This window comes from Pseudomonas sp. Root401 (assembly GCF_001425105.1).
Taxonomy (GTDB): Bacteria; Pseudomonadota; Gammaproteobacteria; order Pseudomonadales; family Pseudomonadaceae; genus Aquipseudomonas; species Aquipseudomonas brassicacearum.
Genome location: NZ_LMDO01000065.1, coordinates 131,000 through 155,070 on the forward strand (window position 1 = coordinate 131,000; position 24,071 = coordinate 155,070).

Annotated in this window: 14 protein-coding genes; 6 read left to right on the forward strand and 8 right to left on the reverse strand. The window is 62.5% G+C overall.

Annotated features, from left to right (window positions below):
• Positions 1–18 precede the first annotated feature (18 nt).
• From ligA to ASC85_RS29510, 4 genes are all read right to left on the reverse strand, one after another.
• Entirely contained in the window at positions 19–2,376 is a 2,358-nt protein-coding gene (gene ligA, locus ASC85_RS29495; protein WP_057452428.1) for an NAD-dependent DNA ligase LigA, read from the reverse strand.
• Between the two features lie 195 nt (positions 2,377–2,571).
• Entirely contained in the window at positions 2,572–3,417 is an 846-nt protein-coding gene (gene zipA, locus ASC85_RS29500) for a cell division protein ZipA (RefSeq protein WP_003199570.1), read from the reverse strand.
• Between the two features lie 258 nt (positions 3,418–3,675).
• Positions 3,676–7,164, reverse strand: coding sequence for a chromosome segregation protein SMC (gene smc / locus ASC85_RS29505; RefSeq protein ID WP_057452429.1), 3,489 nt, complete (start codon positions 7,162–7,164; stop codon positions 3,676–3,678).
• A 2-nt stretch (positions 7,165–7,166) separates the two neighbouring features.
• Entirely contained in the window at positions 7,167–7,826 is a 660-nt protein-coding gene (locus ASC85_RS29510; protein WP_053186814.1) for a GntR family transcriptional regulator, read from the reverse strand.
• 382 nt (positions 7,827–8,208) lie between these two features.
• Here ASC85_RS29510 and xdhA point away from each other — a divergent pair, with 382 nt between their 5' ends.
• From xdhA to guaD, 4 genes are all read left to right on the forward strand, one after another.
• On the forward strand, positions 8,209–9,663 hold the full coding sequence (gene xdhA, locus ASC85_RS29515; RefSeq protein WP_057452430.1) for a xanthine dehydrogenase small subunit: 1,455 nt from the start codon (positions 8,209–8,211) through the stop codon (positions 9,661–9,663).
• Positions 9,656–12,055, forward strand: coding sequence for a xanthine dehydrogenase molybdopterin binding subunit (xdhB, locus tag ASC85_RS29520; protein WP_057452431.1), 2,400 nt, complete (start codon positions 9,656–9,658; stop codon positions 12,053–12,055). The genes xdhA and xdhB overlap by 8 nt, the downstream gene beginning before the upstream one ends.
• A 124-nt stretch (positions 12,056–12,179) precedes the next feature.
• Positions 12,180–13,022 (forward strand): xanthine dehydrogenase accessory protein XdhC, encoded by an 843-nt coding sequence (xdhC, locus tag ASC85_RS29525; protein WP_057452432.1) that lies wholly within the window; start codon positions 12,180–12,182, stop codon positions 13,020–13,022.
• 19 nt (positions 13,023–13,041) lie between these two features.
• The gene (guaD, locus tag ASC85_RS29530; protein ID WP_057452433.1) at positions 13,042–14,346 is read left to right on the forward strand and encodes a guanine deaminase; all 1,305 of its coding nucleotides are present in this window, start codon (positions 13,042–13,044) and stop codon (positions 14,344–14,346) included.
• 125 nt (positions 14,347–14,471) lie between these two features.
• On the opposite strand, the gene ASC85_RS29535 is transcribed toward guaD, so the two are convergent.
• Positions 14,472–15,236 carry a GntR family transcriptional regulator gene (locus tag ASC85_RS29535; RefSeq protein WP_003183531.1) on the reverse strand — a complete coding sequence of 255 codons (765 nt, stop codon included), beginning with the start codon at positions 15,234–15,236 and terminating at the stop codon, positions 14,472–14,474.
• Positions 15,237–15,480: 244 nt separating this feature from the next.
• Between ASC85_RS29535 and ASC85_RS29540 the strand changes: the two genes are divergently transcribed.
• Positions 15,481–16,671: a benzoate/H(+) symporter BenE family transporter gene (locus ASC85_RS29540; RefSeq protein ID WP_057452434.1), complete on the forward strand. Its 1,191-nt coding sequence runs from the start codon at positions 15,481–15,483 to the stop codon at positions 16,669–16,671.
• A gap of 88 nt (positions 16,672–16,759) precedes the next feature.
• Here ASC85_RS29540 and ASC85_RS29545 read toward each other — a convergent pair whose 3' ends face one another.
• Positions 16,760–17,101: a YggL family protein gene (locus tag ASC85_RS29545; RefSeq protein WP_057452435.1), complete on the reverse strand. Its 342-nt coding sequence runs from the start codon at positions 17,099–17,101 to the stop codon at positions 16,760–16,762.
• A gap of 231 nt (positions 17,102–17,332) precedes the next feature.
• Here ASC85_RS29545 and dacB point away from each other — a divergent pair, with 231 nt between their 5' ends.
• The gene (dacB, locus tag ASC85_RS29550; RefSeq protein ID WP_057452436.1) at positions 17,333–18,799 is read left to right on the forward strand and encodes a D-alanyl-D-alanine carboxypeptidase/D-alanyl-D-alanine endopeptidase; all 1,467 of its coding nucleotides are present in this window, start codon (positions 17,333–17,335) and stop codon (positions 18,797–18,799) included.
• A 94-nt stretch (positions 18,800–18,893) separates the two neighbouring features.
• Here dacB and ASC85_RS29555 read toward each other — a convergent pair whose 3' ends face one another.
• Positions 18,894–21,278 (reverse strand): sensor domain-containing diguanylate cyclase, encoded by a 2,385-nt coding sequence (locus ASC85_RS29555; RefSeq protein ID WP_057452437.1) that lies wholly within the window; start codon positions 21,276–21,278, stop codon positions 18,894–18,896.
• A 143-nt stretch (positions 21,279–21,421) separates the two neighbouring features.
• A complete protein-coding gene (gene rlmKL, locus ASC85_RS29560; protein WP_057452438.1) occupies positions 21,422–23,692 on the reverse strand; it encodes a bifunctional 23S rRNA (guanine(2069)-N(7))-methyltransferase RlmK/23S rRNA (guanine(2445)-N(2))-methyltransferase RlmL in 2,271 nt (756 codons plus the stop codon).
• Positions 23,693–24,071: the final 379 nt, after the last annotated feature.

The window sequence follows — 24,071 nt, forward strand, 5'->3', positions numbered from 1 at the left end:
CCACAAGAGCCAACCCGGCTAAACCGTGATGCCATGCTGACTCAGAAAGACGACAAACGCCTCTTCATCCAGCACCTTGAGCCCCAGTTCATTGGCCTTGGTCAATTTCGAACCGGCGCCCGGCCCCGCCACCACGCAGTGGGTTTTCGCCGACACGGAACCGGCGACCTTGGCCCCCAGGCTCTCCAGCTTGTCCTTGGCGACGTCGCGACTCATCAACTCCAGCGAACCGGTCAGCACCCAGGTGTGACCTGCCTCGGGCAAGCCTTCGACGACCTTTTTCTCGCTCTGCCAATGCATGCCAAAGTCGCTCAGCTGTTGCTCCGCTGCTTCGGCCAGCTGACGGTTGGCGGCAACGGCGAAGAACTCGCGCACGGCGTTGGCCTGTTTTTCCGGCAACGCCTGGCGCATGTCCAGCCAGTCAGCGTTCATCACTGCCTCGAGTGAACCGAACTTGTCTGCCAGTTTCTGCGCCCCGCCCGGCCCAACCGAGGGGATATTCAGCTTGTCGAGAAAACCACCCAGGGTCGTGCTGGCGGAGAACTCGGCGCCCAACTCGCCTTGGTCCTGGATCTCGAGACCGTGGCGCAGCAGGTCCTTGATCACCTGGCGGTTGTGTGGGTCTTCGAAGAAGCTGTGGATCTCGTGGGCCACTTCCAGGCCGACATCGGGCAGGTAGGTGAGCACCTGGGGCAAAGCCGCTTGTACACGCTCCAGCGAACCAAGAGAGCGAGCCAGGACCTTGGCGGTCTCCTCGCCCACATCCGGGATACCGAGGGCGTAGATGAAACGCGCCAGGCTCGGCGTCTTGCTGTCGACGATGGCCGCCAGCAAGTTCTTGCTCGACAGTTCGGCGAAGCCTTCCAGGTCGACCACCTGCTCGAAGGTCAGGGCATACAGATCGGCGGGCGAACCCACCAGCCCCTCATCCACCAGTTGCTCGACGCTCTTCTCGCCCAGGCCCTCGATGTCCATGGCCCGACGCGAGACGAAGTGAATGATCGCCTGCTTGAGTTGCGCGCCACAGGCCAGGCGACCGACGCAACGGTACACCGCGCCTTCGCTGATGGTTTCACGGCCCTTGCTGCGTTTGATCAGTTGCGTGCGCTCGACATGGGAACCACACACCGGGCACTGCTGGGGGATCTCCACGGGGCGGGCATCATCCGGGCGGCGCTCGGTGATAACTTGCACCACTTGCGGGATCACGTCGCCGGCACGGCGGATAATCACGGTGTCGCCGATCATCAGGCCCAGGCGCGCCACTTCGTCCATGTTGTGCAAGGTGGCGTTGGCCACGGTCACGCCAGCGACCTTGACCGGTTTGAGACGCGCCACGGGCGTGACAGCGCCGGTGCGGCCGACCTGGAACTCGACGTCCAGCAACTCGGTGAGTTCTTCAGAGGCCGGGAATTTATGCGCGATGGCCCAGCGTGGTTCCCGAGCGCGGAAACCCAGCTCGCGCTGAGAAGCGATGCTGTTGACCTTGAACACCACACCATCGATTTCATAAGGCAACGCGTTGCGCCGCTCGCCGATGTCACGGTAGTAATCCAGGCACTCGTCAATACCGTGGGCCAGCTTCAATTCACGGCTGATGGGCAGGCCCCAGGCCTTGAGCTGCTTGAGATTGCCGATGTGGGTATCGGCAATGTCCGCGGTCACCTGACCGATACCGTAGCAGCAGAATTCCAACGGGCGGTTGGCGGTGATCTTGGAGTCCAGCTGGCGCAGGCTCCCCGCCGCCGCGTTGCGCGGGTTGGCGAAGGTCTTGCCACCCGCCTCCAGCTGCGTAGCGTTGAGGCGCTCGAAGCCGGCCTTGGACATGTACACCTCGCCGCGCACTTCCAGCAATGGCGGCCAGCCGCTGCCCTGCAACTTGAGGGGGATATTGCGCACGGTACGCACGTTGACGCTGATGTCCTCGCCCGTGGTGCCATCACCGCGCGTGGCTCCGCGCACCAGCATGCCGTCCTGATACAACAGGCTGACCGCCAGGCCGTCGAGCTTCGGCTCGCAGCTGTATTCAACCGCCGCGCCAGCGCCCAGCAAATCGCCCATGGGCAGATCGAGGCCTTCGGTCACCCGCCGGTCGAATTCGCGCATGGTGGTTTCGTCGAAGGCGTTGCCCAGGCTGAGCATCGGGATCTCGTGACGCACCTGGCTGAACGCCGACAGCGCCACGCTGCCGACCCGCTGGGTCGGGGAATCACTGGTCACCAGCTCTGGGTGTTGCTCTTCCAGGGCCTTGAGCTCGTGGAACAAGCGATCGTACTCGGCGTCCGGGATGCTCGGTTCGTCGAGGACGTGGTAGCGGTAGTTGTGCTGATCCAGCTCGGTGCGCAGCTGTTGGATGCGGGTTTCAACGGCGTTCATGGGTGTTCTCTCATAAAGCAAAAGAGCAGCCTAGGCTGCTCATTCTCAATACTTCGATCGCGTGCAGGAGCTGTAGGAGCTGACGAGTGCAACGAGGCTGCGATCTTTCCACTGACGATTGGGTCGTGAGCGAAAGATCAAAAGATCGCAGCCTCGTTGCACTCGTCAGCTCCTACAGGCCAGCGATCTTTGGCCTCAGCGCTTCTGGGTCAATGCCCGGCGCTCGAATTCGACGATGCGCTGGCGGTAGTGCTCGATGGTCTGGGCGGTCAGCACGCTGCGCTGGTCATCCTTGAGTTCGCCATTGAGCTCCTGGGACAGCTTGCGAGCCGCGGCCACCATCACGTCGAAGGCCTGCTTGGGATGACGCGGGCCCGGCAGGCCGAGAAAGAAACTCACCGCCGGCGTGCTGAAATGATCGATGTCGTCCAGGTCGAACACGCCAGGCTTGACGGCGTTGGCCATGGAGAACAGCACCTCGCCGTTGCCGGCCATGCTCTCGTGACGGTGGAAAATGTCCATCTCGCCGAAACGCAGGCCGCTTTCCAGGATGTTCTGCAGCAGCGCCGGGCCCTTGAAGCCGGCCGGGTCGCGGCAGATCACGCTGATCACCAGCACTTCTTCAGCCTGGGCCTGGTCTTTGTCGGCGCTCGAGGTTTTGTTCTCGTCCGGGAAATCGCTGTCGCGACTGCTGAAGCTCGGGCCACCATCCAGGTCGAGGTTCAGGTTCAAATCACCCTGGGACGGCTCGCTGTTGCGTTTGCCGCGCTTGGAACTCGACTCCCGTGGCTCACGGGCAGGCGCGCTCATCGACGGCAAGTCGTGTTCGTCCAGCTGCGGCTCCTTGTGGGTGTCCAGCACCCGGGGCGGGCCCAGCAATTCGGCGCTGTCATCCTCATCGGGCAGGTTCGACAGACTGCGGTCCAGGCGAAACTTCAGTTTCCCCTTGCCGCCGCGCATGCGGCGCCAGCCGTCGAAAAGAATACCGGCAATGACTATGATGCCGATGACGATCAGCCACTCGCGCAGACCGATTTCCATGTAATCCCGTGCCTCTATAAAAATGCTGAAAAATAAGGGGCTTAGCTATTTGCAAACCGCTTTAAAACGTGGCGCCAACTCTATGTTCTGAATGGCATTTTGCCCACGCATACGAAAAATTGACATTAAACTAGCACGACCAAAGATAACTTTACACCGTCTGTCGCACAGGCTTGTGCCCAATCTGTGATTTGAACAACAGGCCCTAGGGTAAAAAATACCTACAGCGTTCCAAGTAGAAGCCCTACAAACCGTTCTTCAGGCATCCACCATTGCCATGGCCTCCTCCACATCCACCGCCACCAGCCGCGAACAGCCCGGCTCATGCATGGTCACCCCCATCAACTGATCGGCCATTTCCATGGCGATCTTGTTGTGGGTGATGTAGATGAACTGCACCGTTTCAGACATCTCCTTCACCAGCCGTGCGTAACGGCCTACGTTGGCGTCGTCCAATGGTGCGTCGACTTCGTCGAGCATGCAGAACGGCGCCGGGTTCAATTTGAAGATGGCAAAGACCAGGGCCAGCGCGGTCAGCGCTTTTTCGCCACCGGAGAGTAAATGGATGGTGCTGTTCTTCTTGCCAGGAGGACGCGCCATGATTGTCACCCCTGTATCGAGTAAATCTTCGCCCGTCAGTTCCAAGTAAGCGCTGCCGCCACCGAAAACTTTTGGGAAAAGTGCCTGCAAACCGCCGTTGATCTGATCAAAGGTATCCTTGAAGCGGTTGCGGGTTTCCTTGTCGATCTTGCGGATGACGTTTTCCAGGGTCTCCAGCGCTTCCACCAGATCGTCGTTCTGGGCGTCCAGGTAACGCTTGCGCTCGGACTGCTGCTGGTACTCGTCGATGGCCGCCAGGTTGATTGCCCCCAGGCGCTGGATGCGCTGGGCAATGCGTTCCAATTCCTCCTCGGCTTCCTTCTCGTTCGCCCCGGCCACCAGGGTGGCGAGCACGCCGTCGAGGTCGTAGCCGTCTTCCAGCAATTGGTCCTGCAAGGCTTTGCGCCGCACCGTCAGGGCCTGCCACTCCATGCGCTGCTGTTCCATCTGGCCGCGGATCAGTTGCGATTGCTGCTCGGCCTGGCTGCGGCGCTTCTCGGCGTCGCGCAGTTCACGGTCGGCGTCCTCCAGGGCGATCTGCGCCGTCTTGAGCTCTTCGTCGACGCTCATGCGCTTGTCGAGCAACTCTTCGAGCTTGAGGCGCAGCTCTTCCAGCGGCGCTTCGCCCTCCTCCAGATTGAGGCTCAACTGCTCGCGTTTTTCGGTCAGGCGCTCGGACTGCATTTCCAGCCGTTCCAAGGCCTGACGCGTGGAATCGTGCTGGGCCTTGAGCGAGCCCAGGCGAACCGCCAACTGATGGGCATGGTCCTTGTGCTGGCGTGCTTCCTGGCGCACCCGGTCCAGGCGCTCGCGCAGACTGTCACGCTGGGCCAGCAGCAGTTCGCGCTGCTCGGTGTCCAGCGCCATGGCGTCGAGGGCTTCTTGCAGTTGCAAGCGCGCTTCGCCGATCTGTTCGTGCTCCAGCGCCCGCTGCTCGCCCAGTTCGGCGATTTCTTCTTCGAGGCGGGTACGGCGCAGCGCCAGCTGTTCGACCTTGGCCTTGCCGGCCGACAACTGCGCCTTGAGTTCGCCTTGCTGGCGCGCCTCATCCTGCAACAGCCGCCGCAGGTGTTCGCGGCCATTTTCCTGTTGACGCTGCTGCGCCCGCAGGTTCTGCAATTCGGTTTCCAGGGCTTCGACGCTGGCCTCGCGCTCTTCGCGCTCGGCGCCCAGGCGCTGGATTTCCTGACCACGGGCGAGCATACCGCTCTCGGCTTCGCTGGCCCGGCGCACTCGCAGAAAATGCCGGCCGACCCAATACCCGTCACGGCTGATCAGGCTTTCGCCGGCCGCCAATTGCCCACGCAGGGCCAAGGCCTGCTCAAGACTGTCCACCGGCTTGACCTGCCCCAGCCAGGGCGACAGGTCGACCTGGGCCTCGACCTTGTCCAGCAAGCTGCCTGGGATTCGTACCCCGTCGCCAGCCGGGCTGAGCAGGCGCAGATCGCCCTGGGTGAAACCCGAGAGGTCGAAGCCGCCAAAGTCATCCACCAGCACCGCCTGCAGATCGGCACCCAGCACGGTTTCCACCGCCAGCTCCCAACCGGCATCGACCTTCAGGCCCTCGGCCAGTCGCGGACGCTCGGCCAGATGCTGGTCGCGCAGCCATTCGGCGGTGCCGGTGCCTGGGTCCAGCGCGGCTTGCTGCAAGGCTTCCAGCGAAGCCAAACGCCCATTGAGCCGCTGCAATTCGCCCTGGGCCTGTTGCTGGTTCTGCAAGGCCAGTTGCAAGGCCTGGCGCAGTTGCTCGAGCCGTTCGACCTGGGCGTCTTCGCTGGCCTGCAAGTCTTCGAGCGTAGCTTCGCTGGTCGCCAGTTGCTCGCTCAGGTCCAGAATCGCCGCGTCTTCCGGATCCGCCGCGAGCAAGGCGCCCTCTTCGGACAGACGGCGCTGACGTTCGGCCAGGCGCTCCATGCTGGTTTCCAACTGTTGGATGCGCGACTGTTGGACTTCAGCCTGGCGCCGCGGCTCGGCCGAGGTCAGGTTGAAACTGTCCCACTGCTCTTGCCAGCCATGCATGGTCAGCTCGGCTTCTTCCAGGGCTGCGGCGGCCTCTTCGGCGGCGGCGCTGGTGATTTCCTGCTCTGGCGTGAGCCGGTCCAGTTCTTCGCCAAGGGTCAGCAGCAGGGTGCGGTCGTGACCCAGGTGCGATTCGGTTTCCAGGCGCGCCCGCTCGGCTTCCTTCAAGTCATCCTGCAACTGCCGCAGCCGTTGCTGACCGTGCTGGATGCTCTGCTCGACCCGGGCGATGTCGCCCCCCACGGAATAGAAACGCCCCTGCACCAGATTGAAGCGCTCGGACAGGTCGTGGTGCCCGTCACGCAGGCGCTCGATGGCGGCGTCGGCGTTGCGTTGCTCGGCCACCAGGGCTTCGAAGCTGACTTCCTGGTTGCCGATGACGGCCTCGCGTTGGCCGACCTGCTCGTTCAACGCTTGCCAGCGCAGGGCCGACAGCTGGGCCTTGAGCTGGCGCTCCTCGCCCTTGTATTCCTGGTACTTCTTCGCGGCCTCGGCCTGACGGTGCAAACGCTCGAGTTGGCGTTCGAGCTCTTCGCGCAGGTCGGTCAGGCGCGCGAGGTTCTCGTGGGTTCGACGAATGCGGTTTTCGGTTTCGCGCCGCCGCTCTTTGTATTTGGAAATACCGGCGGCTTCTTCGATGAAGTTGCGCAGGTCTTCGGGCTTGGCCTCGATCAGCTTGGAGATCATGCCCTGCTCGATGATCGAGTAGCTACGCGGGCCCAGGCCGGTGCCGAGGAAAATATCGGTGATGTCGCGACGCCGGCACTTGGCGCCGTTGAGGAAATAGCTGTTCTGGCTGTCGCGGGTCACTTTGCGACGAATGGAGATTTCCGCATACGCCGCGTACTCGCCGACCAGGGTGCCATCGGAGTTATCGAACACCAGCTCGATGCTGGCCTGGCTCACCGGCTTGCGGCTGGTGGAGCCGTTGAAGATGACGTCGGTCATCGACTCGCCGCGCAGGTTCTTGGCCGAGCTCTCGCCCATCACCCAACGTACGGCATCGATGATGTTCGACTTGCCGCAACCATTGGGCCCGACCACCGCCGCCATGTTACTGGGGAAGTTCACCGTGGTCGGGTCGACGAAGGATTTGAACCCCGCCAGCTTGATGCACTTGAGCCGCACGTTCAGGCCTTCGTCAGGGCAGAGACCACCAGGTCGCAACTGCGCTGGGCGTAGGCCGTGAGCACGATGCGGATCTGCGGTAAATCACGGGCCAGCACGGCGGCGAGCAGGCGCTGGAACAGGTCGAGGAACTCGCTCATTTCCGCCTTGCGCTGGTCCAGGGCCAGGAAATAGGCACGGCTCATGGCCGGTTGCAGGTTCTCGACGGTTTCCTGCAAATACGGGTTGTTGGCAAAGGGATAGGCGGCGCGCATCACGCTGAAGCTTTCATCGACGAAGGTACGGATATCCTGGCGCGCGTAGGCGTCGTTGAGACGCTGCTGGATCGCCACGAACGGCGCCATGTCGGCCTGCTCTTTCCAACCATGGGCCACGGCGTTGCCCAGCAGGATGTACAGCTCGCTCATCAGCGTGCAGAGGCTGCGCACCTTGTGCTCGGTAAGTTCGGTGACGTGGGCGCCGCGGCGCGGCAGGATCGCGATCAAGTGGCGTCGCTCCAGGATCAGCAAGGCCTCGCGGACCGAGCCGCGGCTGACGTTGAGCGCCAGCGTGACCTTCTGCTCCTGGATGCGCTCTCCCGGTTTCATTTCGCCGCGAATGATGCGTTCGGCGAGGTGATGGGCGATTTGCTCGGCGAGGCTGTCCGGGGCCTTGAACGTCATGGTTGTCCTTCAAACTCTTCGATCTGCACAAGCGGCGCAGTGTAGCGCACTCGATACGTCATGGCGCAGGGCCTGTACTGGGTTTTTGGCACGATTCAAGCAAAAAAAGTTTGAGCTTTCCTGCTGAAACAGAACCTGTGGAAGAACCTGTGGGAGCGAGCTTGCTCGCGATAGCGGTCTGTCATCTTGCATCCATACTGAATGTACCGCCGTCATCGCGAGCAAGCCCGGCTCCCACAGGGTTCTACAGTGTCCATAGATCGTTGTTCATCGACCAAGTGGCATTTCTTGACCTTTAAGTCAGAAAATCATTGACCGAAAAGTCAGAACTGATAAATTCAGCTCACGTCGATACAACAATAATGAGTCTGCGAGGCCTTCCGTGATCCAGTTTTTACTCAACCAGGAACTCCGTAGCGAGCACGCCCTGGACCCGAACCTGACCGTGCTCAACTATTTGCGCGAACACGTTGGCAAACCAGGCACCAAAGAAGGCTGCGCCAGTGGCGACTGTGGCGCGTGTACCGTGGTGGCAGGCGAATTGGAAACGGACGCCAATGGCCGCGAACGCATTCGCTATCGCAGCCTCAATGCATGCCTGACCTTCGTCTCGTCCCTGCACGGCAAGCAACTGATCAGCGTCGAAGACCTCAAGCACCAGGGCCAACTGCACAGCGTCCAGCAGGCGATGGTCGATTGCCACGGCTCGCAATGCGGCTTCTGCACACCGGGCTTCGTCATGTCGCTGTTCGCCCTGCAAAAGAACAGCGAACAACCCGACGCCCATAAAGCCCACGAAGCCCTGGCCGGCAACCTCTGCCGTTGCACCGGCTACCGGCCGATCCTGGCCGCCGCCGAGCAGGCCTGCTGTGGCAAGCAGGCGGACCAGTTCGATGCCCGTGAGGCCGAGACCATCGCCCGTCTCAAAGCCATCGCCCCGACCGAGACCGGTGAGCTCAACAGCGGCGACAAACGCTGCCTGGTGCCGCTGACCGTCGCCGACCTGGCCGATCTCTACGACGCCTATCCCCAGGCGCGCCTGCTGGCCGGCGGCACGGACCTGGCCCTGGAAGTCACGCAATTTCACCGCACCCTTCCGGTGATGATCTACGTGGGCAACGTCGCCGAACTCAAGCGCATCGAACGTTTCGACGAGCGCCTGGAGATCGGCGCAGCTGCCGCACTCTCCGATTGCTACGAGGCCTTGAAAGCCGAATACCCGGACTTTGGCGAACTGCTGCAGCGCTTCGCTTCACTGCAGATCCGCAACCAGGGCACCCTGGGCGGCAACATCGGCAACGCCTCACCGATTGGCGACTCGCCACCGCTGCTGATCGCCCTCGGCGCGCAGATCGTGCTGTGCAAGGGCCAGACCCGCCGCACCCTGGCCCTGGAAGACTATTTCATCGACTACCGGGTCACCGCCCGCCAGGAAAGCGAATTCATCGAAAAGATCATCGTGCCGCGAGCCAGCGCCGAACAGGCGTTCCGCGCCTACAAGGTCTCCAAGCGCCTGGACGACGACATTTCCGCCGTATGCGCGGCGTTCAACCTGCGCATCGACAACGACGTGGTCCGCGACGCCCGCGTGGCCTTCGGCGGCATGGCCGCGACCCCAAAACGCGCCAAGCATTGCGAAGCGGTATTGATCGGTGCGCCGTGGACCGACAGCACCATTGAACGCGCCTGCGCAGCCCTGGCCGAGGATTTCACGCCGCTGTCGGACTTCCGCGCCAGCAAGGAATACCGCCTGCTCAGCGCCCGCAACTTGCTGCGCAAATACTTCATCGAACTGCAAACGCCGCACATCGAGACTCGGGTGACCGCTTATGTCTAACCATCACACCGTCGAGAAGACCCAAGCCGAACTCGCCGAGCTGTTCGCCCGCGACCTGACCACCGGCGTGGGCCGCAGCGTCAAGCACGACAGCGCCGCCAAGCACGTGTCCGGCGAGGCCCAGTACATCGATGACCGCCTGGAATTTCCGAACCAGTTGCACGTCTATGCCCGGCTGTCGGACCGCGCCCACGCCCGGATCCTGCGCATCGATACCACGCCCTGCTACGCCTTCGAAGGCGTGCGCATCGCCATCACCCACCAAGACATCCCCGGCCTGAAGGACATCGGCCCGCTGCTGCCCGGCGATCCGTTGCTGGCCATCGATGACGTGCAGTTCGTCGGCCAACCGGTGCTGGCCGTCGCCGCCAAAGACCTGGACACCGCGCGCAAGGCGGCGATGGCGGCCATCGTCGAATACGAAGACCTGGAACCGGTGCTGGACGTGGTCGAGGCCCTGCGCAGGCGGCACTTCGTGCTCGACAGCCACACCCACCAGCGCGGCGATTCGGCCACGGCACTGGCGAGCGCCGAACATCGCATCCAGGGCTCGCTGCACATCGGCGGCCAGGAACACTTTTACCTGGAAACCCAGATTTCCTCGGTGATGCCCACCGAAGACGGCGGCATGCTCGTCTACTGCTCGACCCAGAACCCCACTGAAGTGCAAAAACTGGTGGCCGAGGTGCTGGGCGTGTCGATGAACAAAGTCGTGGTGGACATGCGGCGCATGGGCGGCGGCTTTGGCGGCAAGGAAACCCAGGCCGCCAGCCCGGCGTGCCTGTGCGCCGTCATCGCGCACCTCACCGGCCAGCCAACCAAGATGCGCCTGCCCCGTGTCGAAGACATGCTGATGACCGGCAAGCGTCATCCCTTCTACATCGAATACGACGTCGGCTTCGACAGCACCGGGCGCCTGCACGGCATCGCCCTGGAACTGGCCGGCAACTGCGGTTGCTCGCCGGACCTGTCGGCCTCGATCGTCGACCGGGCAATGTTCCATGCCGACAACGCCTACTACCTGGGCGATGCGACCATCAACGGCCACCGCTGCAAGACCAACACCGCGTCGAACACCGCTTACCGCGGTTTCGGCGGGCCCCAAGGCATGGTCGCCATCGAAGAGGTGATGGACGCCATCGCCCGACACCTGGGGCTCGATCCGCTGGCGGTGCGCAAGGCCAACTATTACGGCAAGACCGAACGCAACGTCACCCATTACTACCAGACCGTCGAGCACAACATGCTCGAGGAAATGACCGCCGAACTTGAAGAAAGCAGCCAGTACGCCGAGCGCCGCGAAGCGATCCGTCGCTACAACGCCAATAGCCCGATCCTGAAAAAGGGCCTGGCGCTGACCCCGGTCAAGTTCGGCATTTCCTTTACCGCCAGTTTCCTCAACCAGGCCGGCGCCTTGATCCACGTCTACACCGACGGCAGCATCCACCTCAACCATGGCGGCACCGAAATGGGCCAGGGCCTGAACACCAAGGTCGCGCAAGTGGTGGCCGAGGTGTTCCAGGTGGAAATGGACCGCGTGCAAATCACCGCGACCAACACCGACAAGGTGCCGAACACTTCGCCCACCGCCGCCTCCAGCGGTGCCGACCTGAACGGCAAGGCCGCGCAGAACGCCGCCGAAACCATCAAGCGGCGCCTGGTGGAATTCGCCGCGCGACAGTACAAGGTCAGCGAAGAAGATGTGGAATTCCACAACGGCCATGTGCGGGTGCGCGATCACATCCTGACCTTCGAGGCGCTGGTGCAGCAGGCGTATTTCGCCCAGGTCTCGCTGTCGAGCACCGGCTTCTACAAGACCCCGAAAATCTACTACGACCGCAGCCAGGCCCGCGGCCGACCGTTCTACTACTACGCCTATGGCGCGGCCTGTGCCGAGGTGATCGTCGACACCCTCACCGGCGAGTACAAGATGCTGCGCACTGACATCCTCCACGACGTCGGCGCCTCGCTGAACCCGGCCATCGACATCGGCCAGGTCGAGGGTGGTTTCATCCAGGGCATGGGCTGGCTGACCATGGAAGAGCTGGTGTGGAACGACAAGGGCAAGCTAGAGACCTGCGGCCCGGCCAGCTACAAGATCCCCGCCGTGGCCGACATGCCGCTGGACCTGCGGGTCAAGCTGGTGGAAAACCGCAAGAACCCCGAAGACACGGTGTTCCACTCCAAGGCCGTGGGCGAGCCGCCGTTCATGCTCGGCATCGCCGCGTGGTGCGCGATCAAGGACGCCGTGGCGAGCCTGGGGGATTACCAGCACCAACCGAACATCGACGCCCCGGCAACGCCGGAGCGGGTGTTGTGGGGGTGTGAGCAGATGCGCGAGTTGAGGGCGGTGGAGGTTGGGGAAGCTGAAACCGAGTTGGCTTCGCTTTAGACCGCGGCGCGGCCAATCGCGAGCAAGCTCGCTCCCACATTGGGTCGGTGTTCACAAATCCCCTGTGGGAGCGAGCTTGCTCGCGATGAGGCCGGAACAGACAACAAAGATGTCGAGGTGAAATATGTACAACTGGATCAGCGCCCTCGCCGACCTGCAAACCCGCGGTGAACCGTGCGTGCTGGTGACAATCATCGAAGAGCTCGGCTCCACCCCACGCAACGCCGGTTCGAAGATGGTCATCAGCGCCAGCCAGACGTTCGACACCATCGGTGGCGGACACCTGGAATTCAAGGCCATGGAAATCGCCCGGCACATGCTCGCCAGCGGCCAGCAGAACACCCATCTGGAGCGCTTCAGTCTCGGTGCGAGCCTGGGCCAGTGCTGCGGCGGCGTCACCGTGCTGCTGTTCGAACCCATGGGCCAGGTCCAGGCGCAGATCGCCGTGTTCGGCGCCGGCCACGTCGGCCGCGCCCTGGTGCCGCTGCTGGCGAGCCTGCCCTGCAAGGTGCGCTGGATCGACTCACGGGAGGCGGAATTCCCCGAACAGCTGCCCCATGGCGTGCGCAAGATCGTCACCGAGGAGCCACTGGATGAAGTCGACGAATTACCCGTCGGCAGCTACTGCATCGTCATGACCCACAACCATCAGCTCGACCTGGAACTGAGCGCTGCGATCCTCAAGCGCAACGACTTTGCCTACTTCGGCCTGATCGGCTCGAAGACCAAACGGGTCAAGTTCGAGCATCGCCTGCGTGGACGTGGTTTTGACAGCAGCACCTTGCAGCGCATGCGTTGCCCGATGGGCATCGGCGAAGTCAAAGGCAAATTGCCTGTGGAAATCGCCATCTCCATCGCCGGCGAAATCATCGCCACCTATAACGCCGATTTCGGCCAGCACACCGCCCGCGCCGAACCGATTGCCAAGCTGCTGCCGGCCTCGCGCCGTAGCCAGGCAAACCGTTGAACACTCGTTGAGAATTCCCATGCCCCTGACACGCAAAGCCTACCGCGCCGCCCTGCTCCAAAGCCTCGCCGACCCGGCCGAAGTCGGTATCGAGGCGTCCTATGAATATTTCGCAGACGGTTTGCTGGTGGTGGAAAACGGCCAGATCAGTGCCATCGGCCACGCCCATGACCTGCTGCCGACCCTGGCAGCGGACATCGAAGTCACTCATTACCCGGACGCGCTGATCACGCCAGGTTTGATCGACACCCACATCCACCTGCCACAAACCGGCATGGTCGGTGCTTATGGCGAGCAATTGCTGGACTGGCTCAACACCTACACTTTCCCCTGCGAAAGCCAGTTCGCCGACAAGACCCACGCCGATGCCGTGGCCGATATTTTCGTCAAGGAATTGCTGCGCAACGGCACCACCACCGCGCTGGTGTTCGGCAGCGTGCACCCGCAATCGGTGAATTCGTTTTTTGAAGTGGCCCAGAAGCTTGATCTGCGGATGATCGCCGGCAAAGTGATGATGGACCGCAACGCCCCGGACTACCTGGTCGACACCGCCGAATCCAGCTACACCGAGAGCAAGGCGCTGATCGAGCGCTGGCACGGCAAGGGCCGCCTGCACTACGCGGTGACCCCGCGCTTCGCCCCCACCAGCACCCCGGAACAACTGGCCCTGGCCGGTCAGTTGCTGGGGCAATACCCAGACTTGTACATGCAGACTCACATCAGCGAGAACCTGCAGGAGGTGCAGTGGGTCAAGGAGCTGTTCCCCGAGCGCAAGGGTTATCTGGACGTCTACGATCACTACCAGTTGCTCGGCGAGCGCTCAGTGTTCGCCCATGGCGTGCACTTATGTGACGACGAATGCGCTCGCCTGGCCGAGACCGGTTCGGCCATCGCCTTCTGCCCGACCTCGAACTTTTTCCTCGGCAGCGGCCTGTTCAACCTGCCGATGGCCGAGAAACACAAAGTGAACGTGGGATTGGGTACCGACGTGGGTGGCGGCACCAGTTTTTCGCTGCTGCAAACCCTGAACGAAGCCTACAAGGTGATGCAGTTGCAGGGCGCGCGGCTGAGCCCGTTCAAGTCGCTGTACCTGGCCACCCTCGGCGGCGCCCGGGCCCTGCGCCTGGAGGACAAGATCGGGACGTTGCAGCCGGGTACCGACGCGGATTTCCTGGTACTGGACTACAACGCCACACCGCTGCTGGGCTACCGCCTCAAGCAGGCCAAGGACATTGCCGAGCGGTTGTTCGTGTTGATGACGCTGGGGGATGACCGGACGGTGGCGCAGACGTATGCGGCCGGCAAGTTGGTGCATCAGCGGTAGGTTTTTGATCGTTCCCACGCTCTGCGTGGGAATGCCTCAACGGACGCTCTGCGTTCGGCTTTTGGGACGCGGAGCGTCCCGGGCTGCGTTCCCACGCGGAGCGTGGGAACGATCAGGGTCGGGGGTTAGAGCTTAGCGGTCGACCGCCCGGGCTTCTTGCTCTGCAGCAGGTGCGAGAACACCGCATGCAAGTCATCCGACGCGCTTTCCTCGTCGAGGTTGAGCTTGCTGTCGATGTGGTCCATGTGATGCATCATCAGGTCCACTGCCAGCGTCGCATCGCGAGCCTCGATGGCGTCGATCAACTGGGTGTGTTCGTCATAGGAACAGTGGGAACGGTTGCCGCTTTCGTACTGGGCGATGATCAGCGACGTCTGGGACACCAGGCTGCGCTGGAAGCTGATCAGCGGGGCGTTCTTCGCCGCTTCGGCCAGCTTGAGGTGGAACTCGCCCGACAAGCGGATGCCGGCGCCGCGGTCGCCACGGGAGAAACTGTCGCGCTCGTCGCTGACCATCTGCCGCAGCTCAGCCAATTGTTCGGCCGTGGCATGCTGCACCGCCAGTTCGGTGATCGCCCTTTCCACCAGGCGCCGGGCCATGAATACCTGGCGAGCCTCTTCGACACTCGGGCTCGCCACCACGGCACCGCGGTTGGGCCGCAGCAACACCACGCCTTCGTGGGCCAGGCGTGACAGCGCCCGACGAATGATCGTGCGGCTGACCCCGAAAATCTCCCCCAGTGCCTCTTCGCTCAACTTTGTACCGGGCGCCAGGCGTTGTTCGAGGATGGCCTCGAAGATATGCGCATAGACAATATCGTCCTGGGTTCCGCTGCGCCCGGCTTTACCGGCTCGCGGTTGTTTCTTGAGGGGTTGCAACTGTTCGTTCATGGGCACTCGAGTCGGGAGAACTGCGGCGAATTGACCGTGACTGTAATACGGCACAGCGGGTCGCTGGCAAGTATCGCGTAAAAAACAGCTCGATTGTACACAACCTCTGATGGCAACACGACTGTACGGCTGTTTGCGGGCATGGCTGTATTGCAATCGGCTACTGCGTTGAGTTTAGGCTTCAAACCCAAAACCTGCGGCGCGATCAAGCCCAGTCAATCTACAACAAGGACCACCGCCCACCATGACCGAAGTCACGACCACACCACTTCGTCCATTGGCCGATACCTCACCTTCAGCCATCGTCGCCGGGTTCATTGCGATGATGACCGGCTACACCAGTTCCCTGGTGCTGATGTTCCAGGCCGGGCAAGCGGCAGGGCTGACCAGCGGGCAGATTTCCTCGTGGATCTGGGCGATTTCCATCGGCATGGCGGTGTGTTCCATCGGGTTGTCGCTGCGCTATCGCACACCGATCACCATCGCCTGGTCGACACCCGGCGCGGCGCTGCTGATCACCAGCCTGGGCGGCGTGAGTTATGGCGAGGCCATCGGCGCCTATATCACCTGTGCAGTATTGGTGACGATCTGTGGCCTGACCGGCAGTTTCGAGCGCCTGGTCAAACGTATTCCGGCCTCGCTGGCGGCGGCGTTGCTGGCGGGAATCCTGTTCAAGATCGGCAGCGAGATTTTTATCGCCACCCAGCATCGAACCGGCCTGGTGCTGGGGATGTTTTTCACCTACCTGATCGTCAAGCGCCTGTCGCCACGTTACGCGGTGCTGGCGGCACTGTTGATCGGTACGGCGCTGTCGGGCCTGATGGGGCTGTTGGACTTCAGCGGCTTTGCCCTGGAAGTCGCGACACCGGTCTGGACCACGCCGCACTTTTCCCTGGCGGCCACCATCAGCATCGGCATTCCGTTGTTCGTGGTGGCGATGACCTCGCAGAACATGCCCGGCATCGCCGTGCTACGGGCCGACGGTTATAACGTGCCGGCCTCGCCGCTGATCACCAGCACCGGCATCGCTTCGCTGCTGCTGGCACCGTTCGGTTCCCATGGGATCAACCTGGCGGCCATCAGCGCGGCGATCTGCACCGGCCCCCACGCCCACGAAGATCGCAACAAGCGCTACACGGCGGCGGTCTGGTGCGGGATCTTCTACGGGATTGCCGGAGTGTTCGGCGCTACCCTGGCGGCGTTGTTCGCGGCGCTGCCCAAGGAACTGGTGCTGTCCATCGCGGCCTTGGCGCTGTTCGGGTCGATCATCAACGGTTTGAGCATCGCCATGAGCGAAGTGAAGGAGCGGGAAGCGGCACTGATCACCTTCATGGTCACGGCGTCGGGGCTGACGCTGTTCTCCATCGGTTCGGCGTTCTGGGGGATTGTGGCGGGGGTGTTGACCTTGCTGATCCTGAACTGGCGTAGCGCTTGAAGCTTGAAGCTTCAAGCTTCAAGCTTCAAGCTTCAAGCTTCAAGCTTCAAGCACTTAGACTTGCAGCTTGAAGCTCACCGCTTGCAGCTTATTTCTGATTGATCGGCTTTTCCGGGTACCAAACGTCCATCAGCGGGCTGACTTCAACGCTGGTCAGCTCAGGACGCGCCTTGAGCCAGGCTTCAACGGCAGCGCGCTGCTCTTCGGAAACCGAGCCACGCTTCTGCAGGCAAACCAGACCGTAGTCGTCGCCGCCGACGTAGCCCAGGCCGTTGGCTTCCATGGCTTCTTTCAGGAAAGCGTCGAGGAAAGCGTCAATAGCCTCATCGGCCAGATCTTCTTTGAAATCCAGGTTCAGTTCGAAACCCAGCTCTTGAAATTCATCCACGCACAGTTTTTTGCGCAGACGCTGGGAACGGTTAGTCGCCATTGGAACAATCCTCATAAGTAATAACGGCCGGCACTTTACCAGTTTGGTGCGTCGATTGCCCGACTGATCGGGCGTATCGACCTACCGTCGGTAAAAAATAGCAGCCGAAGGGCTCAGGCACGGCCCCAGCCGTTGCGGCTTGGGGCATAATGCCGACACTTTCATGACCGTTGAGGACGTTCATTTTCATGTCCTCGTTATTTCCCCCTCGCCCGTAGGGTTTTATTTCAAATGATCAAATCTTTGCGTCCACTGCTTCTGGCCAGCCTTCTTCTTCCCCTGGCCCTCCCTGTCACCGCCCACGCCGCCACGATCAACACTGCCCTGTCGCCCAATGTGCAAAAGGCCCTCAAGAACAGCAAGCTGCAGAACGACGCGCTGTCCCTGGTGATGGTGCCACTCAACGGCCCCGGCACTCCGACCCTGTACAACGCCGACGTCTCGGTGAACCCGGCGTCCACCATGAAGCTGGTGACCACCTACGCGGCCCTGGAAATGCTCGGCCCCAATCACCAGTGGAAAACCGAGTTCTACACCGACGGCACTCTCAACGGCGGGATCCTCAACGGCAACCTGTACCTCAAGGGCGGCGGCGACCCCAAGCTGAACATGGAAAAACTCTGGCTGCTGATGCGCGACCTGCGAGCCAACGGCGTGCAGCAGGTTACCGGCGACCTGGTACTGGACCGTGGTTTCTTCATCCAGCCGCAACTGCCCGAATTCAACGACGACGGCAACGACGAAAATAAACCGTTCCTGGTCAAGCCGGACTCGTTGCTGGTCAACCTCAAGGCCCTGCGCTTCGTCGCCCGTAACGACGGCGGCCGGGTGCTGGTGTCGGTGGAGCCGCCGATTGCGAGCATTCGCATCGACAACCAGGTCAAGGCCGTCAACTCCAAGCAATGCGCCGGCGGTGTGCGCTACAACCCGGTGGCCCAGACGGACGGCAGCGTGACGGTGACCGTCGGCGGCCAGCTCGGTGACGGTTGCAGCTCCCAGACCTACCTGTCGCTGCTGGACCATGCTACCTACACCGCAGGCGCGGTGCGGGCGATCTGGAAAGAGCTGGGCGGCAGCATCCAGGGCAAGGACCGCCTGGCCGCGACCCCGAGCAGCGCCAAGGTGCTGGCCCGGGCATTCTCCCCGGACCTGGCGGAGATCATCCGCGACATCAACAAATACAGTAACAACACCATGGCCCAGCAGTTGTTCCTGAGCCTCGGCGCGCAGTTCCGTAACGAAGCCGACGGTGATGACGCCAAGGCCGCGCAACGGGTGGTGCGCCAGTGGTTGGCCAAGAAAGGCATCACCGCGCCGCACCTGGTGATGGAGAATGGTTCCGGCCTGTCCCGTGCCGAACGAGTCAGCGCCCGGGAAATGGCGGCCATGCTGCAAGCCGCCTGGCGCAGCCCGTACTCGGCGGAATTCATCAGTTCGATGCCGATTGCCGGCACCGACGGCACCATGCGCAAACGCCTGAAGACCACCGCCATGGCCGGCGAAGCCCACGTCAAGACCGGCACCCTGAACACCGTCCGCGCCATCGCCGGCTACAGCCGTGACATCAATGGCAACACCTGGGCGGTGGTGGCGATTCTCAACGATCCAAAGCCCTGGGGCGCTTCATCGGTGCTGGACCAGGTGCTGCTGGACCTGTATCGCCAGCCGAAACTGCCGCAGACGGCTTCGGCGCTCTAATCCAGCACAAACCCAATGTGGGAGCGAGTCTGCGCGCGATTCGGTAGGTCAGCCTATTCATCAACTGAACCATCGATATCGCGATGATATGTGGCTAGCCCAACTGCACCTCAACCCGATCCCGCCCGGCCTGCTTGGCCGCATACACGCCCGAGTCAGCCCTTAGCAGCAACGCATCGGCACCCTCCCCGGCACGCCAGGTGGCGATACCGAAGCTGGCGGTGACAAACCCCACACCCTCGATGGGCGCCGCCCGCAAGCCTTCCCACAGCTCCAATGCCAAGCTGTAGGCGCTGTCGCTGTCGGTGTCCGGGCACAGCACCACGAACTCTTCTCCACCCAGCCGGCAGAACACATCGGTGCGCCGCAACCGTTGGGCGACGCGCTGACAGACGGCCTGCAACACCCGGTCGCCCACTGCGTGGCCATGCTGGTCGTTGATGCGCTTGAAGTGGTCGATGTCGAGCATGATGACCGCCAGCCCTCCGGAACCGCGCTCGACCCGAGCCATCTCCGAAGTCAGGCGGTCCTGGAAATAGCGACGGTTGCGAATACCGGTCAGGGCGTCGGTCACGGACAAGGCCCGCAGTTCTTCTTCCACGCGCTTGAGGTCGGAAATATCCGAGATATAGCCGTGCCACAACACCCCGCCGCCGGGCAGCTCCTCGGGCGTGGCCTCGCCGCGTACCCAGCGCAGGCCGCGCAAAGGCAGTTGCACCCGGTACTCTTCCCGCCACGGGCTCAAGGTGTGGGCCGAAGCGCGAATCGAAGCGCGGACGCGCGTGCTGTCCAACGGGTGAATGCGCGAGAAAATCGCCTCGGCGTTCTGCACCAGTACATCGGGTTCCAATTCATAGATGTCGCGAATGCCGTCGCTGGCATAGATCACGCTGAAGCGACCGTTGAAATCCATTCTGAACTGGTAGATGCCACCGGGCACATGGGCGCTGAGCTTTTTCAGCAACAGGTCACGGGCGGCCAATGCTTCGTGGACGCGCTTGCGTTCGGTGATGTCGATGCAGATCGCCAGGTGCCCGACCCACAACCCCTGGTCATCGAGCATCGGTGTGGCAAGCATGTTCACGGTCAAGTGACTGCCATCGCGGCGCACCAGGGTCCACTCCCGCGCCTGTTGCCCGCCCTGCTCGCCGCCCTCGAGCAGCATCGCGTGGCAGGTGGGAATCGGCTTGCCAAAGCGCGCACCGAGCTGGGCGGCGCGGGCCTGGAGTTCGCGCGGCACATGCAGGCTCTCCAGGGTCATGCTCTGCAGGACCTCGCAGCTCGGGTAACCGAGCATCTGTTCGGCCCCGGCATTGAAGGTGGTAATGACGCCACGCAGGTCAGTGGCGATGATCGCGACCTGGGTCGCGGCATCCAGCACACCGCGCAACTGGCCATGAGTACCGCGCAGCTCCTGCTCCCGGGCGCGCAGTTCACGGGTACGCTGCTCCACCAGTTTCAAGGCCCGCTGCCGCTGGCTGACCAGCACATAGAGCAACGCACTGAGCAGCAGGCTGAGCAAACCGCCGAATATCACCATGCTGGTGACCGAAGAATGATTGGTAGCCAGGAACACCCGGCTGGGTCGCAGCTCCACCCGGTAGTCGCGATCGGCCAGGCGCAACAGGCGGGTCGCCGCCAAATCGCTCTGGCCCGGCGGGTTGCGGGACTCGAACAGCGCCTCCTCGCCGTCTTGGGTAGACGAATCCATGATACGCATCGACAGATTGTCGTGGCCGGACGCCGGCAGTCCATCGCCCACCAGTTGCCGCATGCTGATGGCCGCCACCACGTAGCCGAACGGTTCGCTGGCCGATTCCCGGATGACCGGCGCAACCAGCAGGACCCCACGGGTAAATACCGGGTCGGCGCCCATCAGGTCCAATGGCTGCGAGACCACCGGCCCGCCTCGCTGGCGGGCCCGCTCAACGGCGGCCCGGCGCAAGGGTTCGGAAAGCAGGTCCAGGCCCAGCGGCGTGCCATAGGACGCCTGGCTCTGGATGTAGAGCAGCGGTGCGTATTCGTCCCGCTCGGCAGCCCGTCGCAGGCCACCGCTACCGTCCACCTCGCGGATCGTGAATTGAGTGGCCCCTTCAGCCTGCGCCTGCTGTTCGAATGCGGGCCGTTCGTCTGGCCGCACCCTCGGTGCCCAGGCGAAGGCCCGGGTGCGACGCAACAGTGCGTCGGCGTAACCACGGAATTCGTTGTTGGAGACCCCTTCGGAGTTGGCAAAGAAACGCCTGAGGCTGTCGAGGCGTTGCTCCTGATCCTGGAATCGTTCTTCGATGCGACTGAAACGCTCCTCGGCTTGCAGCTCGAAGCGCTGACGCAATTGCTGATTGAACAGGTTCATCATCGCCCAGGTCAGCAACCCGGTCAGGAACATACCGGCCAGCAGGACCAGCGAAGCGACCAGCCAGGCCGACACGTCTTCGCTGATAAAGCCCAGGATCCTGGGACGTACCTGATGCAATGCCATAAATACAACTCAGAAAGGAACCAGGCATAGGCACAGCCCTGGACACAGCCTAAGTTATAGCTATTCGCCATCACTTTGACCAGTCCCCAAACGAGGCTAGAAGCCTTGAATTACAAGGCTTCGTGGATCCAATCAGCCCCGACTCAACGCGCCATGATCTTCCAGGCACGGTGGATCTTGCCGTTGCGGGCGAAATCCGGATCGATCGTCTTGGCGGTGATTTCTTCCACCGCATAACGCTCGCCGAGGTTGTCCTCGAGCTGGAACTTGCGGAAGTTGTTGGAAAAATACAGCACACCGCCCGGCGCCAGGCGCGCCATGGCCAGGTCCAGCAACTGCACATGGTCGCGCTGCACGTCGAACACGCCTTCCATGCGCTTGGAGTTGGAGAAAGTCGGCGGGTCGATGAAGATCAGGTCGTACTCGTCACGGCTGGCTTCCAGCCAGGCCATCACATCGCCCTGCTCCAGGCGGTTCTTGTCGGAAAAACCATTGAGCGACAGGTTACGCCGTGCCCAATCCAGATAGGTTTTCGACAGGTCGACGCTGGTGGTGCTCCGAGCACCACCCTTGGCAGCGTGGACGCTGGCGGTCGCGGTGTAGCAGAACAGGTTGAGGAAACGCTTGCCGGCCGCCTCTTTCTGGATTCGCAGGCGCATCGGCCGATGGTCGAGAAACAGCCCGGTGTCCAGGTAGTCAGTGAGGTTGACCAGCAGCTTCACGCCACCTTCGTTGACCTCGGTGAACTTGCCCTGGGCGCTCTGGCGCTCGTACTGCTTGGTGCCGCTCTGGCGCTCGCGACGCTTGATCACCACGCGGCTCTTGTCCACGTTCAGCGCCTGGGGAATCGCCGCCAGGGCGTCGAACAGCCGGGCCGAGGCTTTTTCCGGATCGATGGACTTCGGCGCGACGTATTCCTGGACGTGCACCCAGTCGTGGTACAGGTCGATGGCCATGGAATATTCCGGCATGTCGGCATCGTAGACCCGATAGCAGTCGACGCCTTCACGCTTGGCCCACTTACTCAGCAACTTGAGGTTTTTTTGCAGGCGATTGGCGAACATCTGCCCGCCTTCGCTCAACCGCGCCTGCTCGACCACCGGGGCCGGCACCGGTGCTGGCTTGATCGGGTTGCCGTTCTTGTTGTACTGGCGCTCTTGCGGTACTTCGGGGGCCTGATCGTAGGCGGCCTGTTCACGCTCGGCCTGACGCTGTTCCGGGGTGCGACGCTCACCCGTGACGAACTGGTCCGGCAACACCTTGATCAGCAGCAACTTGCACGGCAAGGCACCGTTCCAGAACGAATACTGCTTGTGGCTGCGAATGCCCATGCGCTTGCCCAGGTCCGGCGCGCCGGTGAACACCGCCGCTTCCCAGTTCAAGCAGGCCTGGCGCAGACGCTCGCCGAGGTTCTGGTAGAGGTAAAGCAGGCTGGCCTCATCGCCCAGGCGCTCGCCGTACGGCGGGTTGCAGATCACCAGGCCCTTCTGGTTCTGGTCTGGACGCGGCTCGAAGGTGGCGACTTCGCCTTGATAGATCTTGATCCACTCGCTCAGGCCGGCACGTTCGACGTTGTTGCGGCCCGGCTGGATCAGCCGTGGGTCGGCTTCGTAGCCGCGAATCCACAGCGGCGGCTTGGCCAGCCCGGCGGCGGCACGGTCGGTGGCCTCTTCGTGGAGTTTCTTCCACAACGCCGGCACATGGCCGAGCCAGGCGGTGAAGCCCCACTGCTGGCGGCGCAGGTTCGGCGCCATGTCGGCGGCGATCATCCCGGCTTCCACCAGGAACGTGCCCACGCCGCACATCGGGTCGGCCAGCGCCCCGCCTTCAGCGGCAATGCGCGGCCAACCGGCGCGGATCAGGATCGCGGCGGCGAGGTTTTCCTTCAGCGGCGCTGCGCCCTGCTGCAGGCGATAACCGCGCTGGTGCAGGCTGTGGCCGGAGAGGTCGAGGGAGAGGATCGCTTCGCCGCGGTCCAGGCGCAGGTGGATGCGCAGGTCCGGGTTGAGCTTGTCGATGGACGGCCGCTCGCCCGACGGCGTGCGCAGCTTGTCGACGATGGCGTCCTTGACCTTCAAGGCGCCGAAATGGGTGTTGTCGATGCCCGAGCCGTGGCCGCTGAACTCCACCGCCAGGGTGCCATCGGCCAGCATGTGGTCTTGCCAGTCGACATCCAGCACACCGTGGTACAGGTCTTCGGCGTCCTTCATCGGGAAGCGCTTGAGTACCAGCAACACGCGGTTGGCCAGGCGCGACCACAGGCACAGGCGATACGCCGTTTCCATGTCGGCCATGCCGCGCACGGCCGAGGTGTGCTCGCGCGCCTCTTCAAGGCCAAGCCCGACGGCTTCCTCGATGAGCAGGCCTTCGAGGCCCTTGGGGCAGGTGAGGAAGAGTTCGAAACGATCGGACATGGGATTTCCAGAGCCTTTGGCTAAGTGGACCGGGCAACGCATTGCCGGGCCGGGTTCAATCAGGTGCTTTTCTCAAGAGCACCCGCGTGGCACGAAAGTGTGCCGTGCCACCCTCGCCGCTCAGGTTAAAAGAGCTTAGATGCGAAGGCAGAAAAAAAATTCTGTGCAACAAATTGTGAAAACTCGACCCTTTCGTCGAATAGTACCCGAGTGCAACGGGAGGACATTCTCATCCGAGCCAGACCTACCCCTTTCGGCGCAGGGCCGATCATACAGGGGTCTTGCTCAAAAGCGGTCAACGAACATCAAGTTACTTATCGCCCTAACATCTTTATTGTTACGTGCTTATGACAAAACGATCATTCCATCCATGTGACGC

Coding starts and splice junctions, on each gene's coding strand:
- ASC85_RS29555 (WP_057452437.1), bottom strand. CDS start 21,278: ATGGCATTGCATCAGGTACGTCCCAGGATCCTGGGCTTTATCAGCGAA.
- dacB (WP_057452436.1), top strand. CDS start 17,333: ATGATCAAATCTTTGCGTCCACTGCTTCTGGCCAGCCTTCTTCTTCCC.
- ASC85_RS29545 (WP_057452435.1), bottom strand. CDS start 17,101: ATGGCGACTAACCGTTCCCAGCGTCTGCGCAAAAAACTGTGCGTGGAT.
- zipA (WP_003199570.1), bottom strand. CDS start 3,417: ATGGAAATCGGTCTGCGCGAGTGGCTGATCGTCATCGGCATCATAGTC.
- ASC85_RS29535 (WP_003183531.1), bottom strand. CDS start 15,236: ATGAACGAACAGTTGCAACCCCTCAAGAAACAACCGCGAGCCGGTAAA.
- xdhB (WP_057452431.1), top strand. CDS start 9,656: ATGTCTAACCATCACACCGTCGAGAAGACCCAAGCCGAACTCGCCGAG.
- ASC85_RS29510 (WP_053186814.1), bottom strand. CDS start 7,826: ATGACGTTCAAGGCCCCGGACAGCCTCGCCGAGCAAATCGCCCATCAC.
- xdhC (WP_057452432.1), top strand. CDS start 12,180: ATGTACAACTGGATCAGCGCCCTCGCCGACCTGCAAACCCGCGGTGAA.
- ASC85_RS29540 (WP_057452434.1), top strand. CDS start 15,481: ATGACCGAAGTCACGACCACACCACTTCGTCCATTGGCCGATACCTCA.
- guaD (WP_057452433.1), top strand. CDS start 13,042: ATGCCCCTGACACGCAAAGCCTACCGCGCCGCCCTGCTCCAAAGCCTC.
- ligA (WP_057452428.1), bottom strand. CDS start 2,376: ATGAACGCCGTTGAAACCCGCATCCAACAGCTGCGCACCGAGCTGGAT.
- rlmKL (WP_057452438.1), bottom strand. CDS start 23,692: ATGTCCGATCGTTTCGAACTCTTCCTCACCTGCCCCAAGGGCCTCGAA.